The sequence below is a fragment of the Lysobacter enzymogenes genome (assembly GCF_017168095.1).
Classification (GTDB): Bacteria; Pseudomonadota; Gammaproteobacteria; order Xanthomonadales; family Xanthomonadaceae; genus Lysobacter; species Lysobacter enzymogenes_D.
Genome location: NZ_LXSD01000365.1, coordinates 1 through 6,117 on the forward strand (window position 1 = coordinate 1; position 6,117 = coordinate 6,117).

General features: G+C 71.5%; 5 protein-coding genes. 3 read left to right on the top strand and 2 right to left on the bottom strand.

All coding sequences use genetic code 11. The features are described from left to right. Positions 1–148 precede the first annotated feature (148 nt). The gene (locus A7A76_RS14595) at positions 149–2,926 is read right to left on the bottom strand and encodes a M16 family metallopeptidase (protein WP_206411863.1); all 2,778 of its coding nucleotides are present in this window, start codon (positions 2,924–2,926) and stop codon (positions 149–151) included. Positions 2,927–3,046: 120 nt separating this feature from the next. On the opposite strand from A7A76_RS14595, the gene A7A76_RS14600 reads away from it, so the two are divergent. After that, positions 3,047–3,799, top strand: a complete 753-nt coding sequence (locus A7A76_RS14600; protein WP_241200949.1) for a pseudouridine synthase — start codon at positions 3,047–3,049, stop codon at positions 3,797–3,799. 123 nt (positions 3,800–3,922) lie between these two features. Here the strand turns inward: A7A76_RS14600 and A7A76_RS14605 are convergent, their stop codons facing one another. After that, on the bottom strand, positions 3,923–4,582 hold the full coding sequence (locus tag A7A76_RS14605) for a hypothetical protein (RefSeq protein WP_206411865.1): 660 nt from the start codon (positions 4,580–4,582) through the stop codon (positions 3,923–3,925). A 211-nt stretch (positions 4,583–4,793) separates the two neighbouring features. On the opposite strand from A7A76_RS14605, the gene arfB reads away from it, so the two are divergent. Together arfB and A7A76_RS14615 are read left to right on the top strand one after the other, a co-directional pair. Continuing rightward, entirely contained in the window at positions 4,794–5,198 is a 405-nt protein-coding gene (gene arfB / locus A7A76_RS14610) for an alternative ribosome rescue aminoacyl-tRNA hydrolase ArfB (protein ID WP_206411866.1), read from the top strand. A 22-nt stretch (positions 5,199–5,220) separates the two neighbouring features. Next, positions 5,221–5,889, top strand: a complete 669-nt coding sequence (locus tag A7A76_RS14615; protein ID WP_206411867.1) for a 1-acyl-sn-glycerol-3-phosphate acyltransferase — start codon at positions 5,221–5,223, stop codon at positions 5,887–5,889. Positions 5,890–6,117: the final 228 nt, after the last annotated feature.

A 6,117-nucleotide genomic window follows, 5' to 3' on the forward strand; every position in this document is an offset into this window, starting at 1 on the left:
CTGGGTGGCGCACGGCGCGCATCGTGCGCGCCGCCCTTCGGGTCTCTGGTTGCCTGTGGCGAGCTCGGGGCGGCGGGGGGAGCGAAAAGCAACAGCAACAGCAACAGCGGCGGCGATACTGTTGTCTCGGCTCGCTGCCCGTGCAGGCCTACTTTGCGCTGGCCATCTTCGCCGCTTCGAAATCTCCGGCCAGGTAGACGCTGAAGTCTTGCGGTTTCAGGTGACGGCGGATCGCCGCGTTCACCGATTCCACGGTCAAGCCCTTGAGCTTGGCGTCCAGGTCCGCGCTGAACTGCAAGGTCCGGCCGAAGAACAGGTTGCGGCTGAGCAGGCCGGCGACGGTGGCGTCGGAGGCGCGGGCTTGTTCGCGCTGGGTCAGCAGGCCCGAGACGGCGTCGCGCAGTTCGTCGGCGGCGACGCCGCGTTCGACCAGGCGGGTCAGTTCTTCGCGCGTGGCGCGTTCGACCCGGTCCAGGTTCTGCGGCGCGGCGATGGCCTGCACGCTCCAGTTGCCGTCGTCGTCGCGGCCGTCGCGGCTGACGTCGGCGTCCAGGCCGCTGCTCACGCCGTAGCTCAGGCCGTCTTTCTGGCGGATGCGGTCGGTCAGGCGCGATTTCATGCCGCCGCCGAGGATGTAGTTGGCCGCGACCAGCGCCGGGTAGTCGGGGTCGGTTTCCTTCAGCGACAGGTTGGCGCGCGCCAGCAGCACGCCGTTGGCTTTGTCCGGGGTTTGCAACCGGCGCTGTTCCGGCGCGACCGCGGTGTAGCGCGTGGCGATCGGCGCGAACGCGTGGCCGGGTTTCCAGGCCGCGAACAGCGCGCGCAACTGGCGCTCCAGCGCGTGGGGATCGAAATCGCCGACCACGGCGATCTCGCCCTCGGCGCTGCCGTAGAACTCGCGGTGGAACGCGCGCAGCTCTTCGCGCTTGAGCGCGCGGATCGCCGCCAGCGATTCGTCCAGGCTGCGCGCGTGCAGCGGATGGCCGACCGGCCACGGATCGAAGTGGCGCGCCATCGCCTGCGCGGCCAGCGCGTCGGGTTCCTGGCGCTGCGCCTCCAGGCCGGTGATCGCCTGGCGCCGGTACTGTTCGAACTCGGCTTCGGAGAACGCGGGGTCGCGCAGCAGCGCGGCCGCCAGCGCGACCGCGTCGGCGAGCTGGTCGCGGCGCGTCTGCAGGCCGATCGAGGCCGACTGCAGGCCGCCGCCGACGCGCGCGCCGGTCTTGAGCGCCTGGAAGCGCGCGTCGATCTGCTCGCGGCTGAGGCCGGCGCCGCCGCGCATCAGCATCGCGCCGGCCACGGCGGCGGCGACATCGCGCCCGCGCAGCGCCTCGACCTCGCCGAAGCGGAAGTTGGCCGAGAACGTCACCGTGTTGCCGCGGGTCTTCTTCGGCAGCAGGGCCAGCTTGAGGCCGGCGCCGACGCCGGTGTCGATGGTCACGGTGCGGGTGCGCGCCTGCAGGTTCGCCGGGCTCGGATCGAACTGCTCGCCGGCGTCGACCGCGGCCTGGCCGACATAACCCTTGAGCGCTTCGGCCGCGTCCGGCGCCTGCGGCACCTCGACCCGGTCGGGCCTTTCGCTGGGTTCGAACCGGCCCAGGGTGCGGTTGCTCGCGCGCAGGTAGGCGCGCGCGACCCGGTTGACCGCGTCGGCGTCGACCTTGGCGACCGCATCGCGGAACTGGAAATACAGGCGCCAGTCGCCGGCGGCGATCGGGTCGGACAGGCCCAGCGCCACGCCCGAGACGTTGGTGTAGGCCTGCTCGTAGGCGTTGAGGATGCGCTGCCTGGCGGCGTCGACTTCGGCCGCGTCGACCGGACGCTGGGCGATGCCTTCCAACTGCGCCAGCAGCGCCTGCTGCGCCTTGGCCGCGTCGCCGCCCTTGGCCAGCGCGACCTGGGCGCTGAACAGGCCCGGATCGCGCAGGGCGTCGACCCCGGCGCCAACGCTCTCGGCCAGCCCGGTCTCGACCAGGGCCTTGTGCAGGCGCCCGCCCGGGACGCGGCCGAGCAGCTCGTCCAGCACCGCCAGCGGCGCGGCGTCGGCGTGGGCGGCGGCGGGGGTGTGGTAGGCCGCCATCAGCAGGCGCACATCGCCGGCCCGGCGCACCACCACTTCGCGTTCGCCGTCCTGGGCCGGCTCGCGGGTGTAGAACGCCGGGATCGGCTGCGCCGGCCTGGCCACGCCGGCGAAGCGGCGCGCCACCGCGTCGAGCGTGCGCTGCGGATCGATCCGGCCGGCGATCACCAAGGTCGCGTTGTCGGGCCGGTACCAGGTGCGGTAGTAGGCGCGCAGGCGCTCGATCGGCACGTGCTCGACGTCGCTGCGCGCGCCGATGGTGCTGTGGCCGTAGTGGTGCCACAGGTAGGCGGCGGAGCGCGTGCGTTCGTCCAGGGCGCCGAACGGGCTGTTTTCGCCGGCCTCCATTTCGTTGCGGACCACGGTCATCTCGCTGTCGAGGTCGGCCTTGGCGATGTCGGAATGGACCATGCGGTCGGCTTCCAGCGCCAGCAGCCAGTCCAGGGTGGCCTCGTCGGCGGGGAAGGCGCCGTAGTAGTTGGTGTAGTCCTGGGTGGTGGTGGCGTTGAAGTCGATGCCGCGCTTCTTCATCTGCGCGGGGATGTCGCGATGGTCCGCGGTGCCCTTGAACAGCATGTGCTCGAGCAGGTGGGCCATGCCGGTTTCGCCGTAGTTCTCCTGCGCCGAGCCGACCCGGTAGACCAGGTTCAGCGTCACCGTCGGCCGGCTCGCATCGGGGAACAGCAGCACGCGCAGGCCGTTGCCCAGACGGTATTCGCAGATGCCTTCCACGCAGGGCCCGGCGGCGACCCCCTGCGGCGGGCGCGCGGGTTCGGCGCGGGCGCCGGCGAGGGCCAGGCTCAGGGCCAGGGCGAGCGGAACGGCGAGACGTTGCGGTGCGGACATGGACGGCCTTTGTACGGGAAGACGGATTCGGTGGCGCAGGCGGCGGGGCTGCGCCGCCCGAAGGCATGGACGACAATGGGGCCCGATCACCCCCTGCCGGCCGCCGCCGCGCCTACTGCGATGCTCAGTTCAGACCTTACCCGCGCCGACGCGAGCGCCGCAGCGGCCGTCGCCGGCGCCGACGGCCTGCCGGTGCTGTACGCCGACCAGGCCCTGGCGATCATCGACAAGCCGGCGGGGCTGATGGTTCACGACAGCGCGCTGGCGCGCGGCGAGACCGACTTCGCCGCCGATCGCCTGCGCGAGCAGTTCGGCCGGCCGATCTTCCTGGTCCACCGGCTCGACCGCGCCACCAGCGGCTGCCTGCTGCTGGCGTTCGACCGCGACACCGCCTCGGCCCTGGGCAAGGTGCTGATGTCGCGCGAGGTCGAGAAGGACTATCTGGCGGTGTGCCGCGGCTGGCCGGCGCAGGATGCGTTCGAGGTCGACCACGATCTCGACGGCGGCCCCGGCAAGCCGCTCAAGAAGCCGGCGCAGACCCGCTTCGCGGTGCTGGCGCGGACCGAGCTGGCGCTGCCGTCGGCGGGGTTCGCCACCTCGCGCTATGCGCTGCTGCGGGCGCAGCCGCTGACCGGGCGCTTCCGCCAGATCCGCCGCCACCTCAAGCACCTGTCGCATCATCTGATCGGCGACACCAGCCACGGCGACGGCCGCCACAACCGCAGTTTCCGCATGCTCGGCATCCACCGCATGCTGCTGCACGCGCAGCGCCTGGCGTTCGCGCATCCGCACAGCGGCCAGCGGATCGAGGCGACCGCGCCGGCGGATGCGGAGTTCGCCAAGGCGCTGGCCTTGTTCGAACGCGCCGGCTGAGCCGGCGCACGCGCGTCGGGTCCGATGCGGACAAACGCTAAAACGCGGCGCTGAAACGACGCCGGGCCCGAATACGCTCGCGCTGGAGCGTATTCGGGCCCGGTAGGCCGCAACGGCCGGCGCTCAGGGTCGGCGCCGCGGCCGGTCTTCGTAATAGTAGGTATTGCCTTGCACCTGCACGCGCGGCCCGAGCGAGCGCTGGATCGCGGCGTTGGTGATGTCCTGCAGCAGCGCGCCGCCGAGCGCGCCGCCGACCGAGGAGCGCGGTGCGTAGCCGTTGCGCGAGGACACCGACGGCGCCGGGCCCTGCATGCCGTCGGGATAGGCCTGCTGGAACAACTGATCGTATTCGCTCTGCGCGCCGCGGCCTTGCGCGCCGTAGGCGGCTGGAGCGCGGCGCTGCTCGGCGGCGAGCTGTTCCAGCACCAGGCGGCCTTCCGGCGTCTGCGACAGGGTCTGCAGCGCGCGCGCATCGACCTGCTGGTCCTGCGGCATGCGGCTGAAGGTGCTTTGCATCTGCTGCAGGGCCTGGCTCTGGACCTGGTCGAACTGGCCGAGGGCGCGGTTGTCGGCCGGGCGGCCGGGCAGCGTCTGGGTGCCGGAGCGCGCGGCGCGGACCATGCGGCGCTGGAACGCGGGATTGTTGAGCTGGCTGTTGACGTTGGCCGGATCGTAGCGCTGCGGAATCGCCTGGGCGCTGGCGGCGGGCGCCGCGGCGGACAGGACGGCGAGGACCAGGACGGCCGGCCACAGCGGGGCGGACGGACGGAGCGGGCGCTGCATGCGAGGTTCCTCCTTGGAGCGCACGGATCGAGCGTGGACCGCCATGGTCCCCCCGGGCGCCGGCCGCGTCAACGACGCCCCCGCGACTTGGCGCGATTGCGCCGGCATCGTCGTTCAAACCGCGCCCAAGCCGCGCGCTGCTGTGAGCGCCGTCAACACCCCGTCATGGACGAACGGCCGCCGCCGACTACAATCGCCGGCGGAGGAGAGCATGGCCATCACCATTCCCGAGACGGAACTGGTCGAACGCTTCGTGCGGTCGACCGGTCCGGGCGGGCAGAACGTCAACAAGGTCGCCACCGCGGTGGAATTGCGCTTCGACGTCGCCCAGTCGCCGTCGCTGCCCGAGGCCGTGCGCGAGCGGCTGCTGGCCAAGCGCGACCGGCGCGTGACCAACGACGGCGTGCTGGTGATCAGCGCCCAGCGCTTCCGCACCCAGGAACGCAACCGCGAGGACGCGCGCGAGCGCCTGGCCGCGTTCGTCGACAGCGGCCTGCGCGCGCCCAAGCCGCGCGTGGCCACCAAGCCCAGCCGCGCCGCCAAGGAGCGCCGCCTCGGCGCCAAGCGCGAGCGCGGCCAGACCAAGCGCGCCCGCTCGCAGCGCGAGTGGGATTGAACCGCGAGCCCACGGAGACTGCATGTCAGCCGAACCCCAGACCCCCACGGACGGCGCCGCCCACGCCAAACTCCAGCATCCGCCCGGCGCGCCCGACGGTTCGGTGGTGCTGCCGTTGCCGCCCAACGTGCCGCGGGTCAAGCGCAGCCGGCTGGCGCAGTGGATCGGCCGCACGATCCTGCGCCTGGGCGGCTGGCGCATGGTCGGCCAGTTCCCCGACATCCCGCGCGCGGTGCTGATCGGCATTCCGCACTCGTCCAACTGGGACGGGGTGTGGGCGTTCGCGGCCAAGGCGGCGATGGGCCTGAACGTCAACATCATCGCCAAGGAATCGCTGTTCAAGGTGCCGGTGGTGGGCTTCATGCTGCGCCGCTTCGGGGTGATCCCGATCAACCGCAGCGCGGCGCACGGGGTGATCGACCAGGCGGTGGCGATGATCAAGGGCGCGGAAAAGTTCTGGCTCGGCATCGCGCCGGAGGGCACGCGCAAGCGGGTGGAGAAGTGGAAGGCGGGCTTTTGGAAGATCGCCAAGAGCGCGGATGTGCCGGTGGTGCTGGCGTATTTCCACTATCCCGACAAGGTGATCGGCATCGGGCCGGCGTTTCATCTGGGCGAGGATATGGATGCGGACATGCAGCGCATTCGCGAGTATTGCCGGCCGTTCATCGGCAAGAATCGCGGGACGGTTTGAGGCGCTGAGGGGGGCGTTGCTGCGGTTTCGCGGTCGCGGCTTTCACCGCTCCTGCCGGATCGCCGTCCAGTTTCGTATCCCCCTGTAGGAGCGACGCAAGTCGCGACCGCGACACCGCACCTACGACAAACTTTGCCTAAGCCCGTTGGCTGCGCTTGACGACAAGCCAAGATCAAAGGCTTCCGTCCGCAAGCGGCCGGGTCACTTTCTTTGTCCAAAGCCACAAAG

Bases quoted from the DNA above. Each gene is read 5' to 3' on its own strand.
- A7A76_RS14595 (WP_206411863.1), bottom strand. From the start codon at position 2,926: ATGTCCGCACCGCAACGTCTCGCCGTTCCGCTCGCCCTGGCCCTGAGC.
- A7A76_RS14600 (WP_241200949.1), top strand. From the start codon at position 3,047: ATGCTCAGTTCAGACCTTACCCGCGCCGACGCGAGCGCCGCAGCGGCC.
- A7A76_RS14605 (WP_206411865.1), bottom strand. From the start codon at position 4,582: ATGCAGCGCCCGCTCCGTCCGTCCGCCCCGCTGTGGCCGGCCGTCCTG.
- arfB (WP_206411866.1), top strand. From the start codon at position 4,794: ATGGCCATCACCATTCCCGAGACGGAACTGGTCGAACGCTTCGTGCGG.
- A7A76_RS14615 (WP_206411867.1), top strand. From the start codon at position 5,221: ATGTCAGCCGAACCCCAGACCCCCACGGACGGCGCCGCCCACGCCAAA.